1 protein-coding gene is annotated in these 263 nt (G+C 62.4%); it reads right to left on the bottom strand.

All coding sequences use genetic code 11. The features are described 5' to 3' along the window. The coding region (locus JI666_RS21255; RefSeq protein ID WP_206895077.1) for a hypothetical protein at window positions 1-263 on the bottom strand (263 nt) is incomplete at both ends.

Below are 263 nucleotides of genomic sequence, written 5' to 3'. Positions count from 1 at the left end.
CGGGGTATCCTTGCGCAAGGGCGGGCACGACACGACTAGAAACCGCGCGCCTATCGCGGCGAGATTTTCGAGAAACGCTCGGATATGCGACTGGTCGTCGAAAATGATCTGATCGATCACCGCGTCTGAAAGGGGTCTCTGGCGCGCCCCGGCAAGCGCCGAAGGGGCAGCTTCGCCCCAAAAACGGCCGCGCAGGATGCGGAAATTATGCGTGCCCATCACGACGGCCCAAACATGGGTCGCGTCGATGCTGTCGCTGCCAG

Source organism: Bacillus sp. NTK071 (genome assembly GCF_017303315.1).
In the GTDB taxonomy this organism is placed as follows: Bacteria; Bacillota; Bacilli; order Bacillales; family Guptibacillaceae; genus Guptibacillus.
This window is presented reverse-complemented; position numbering and strand designations above follow the sequence as displayed.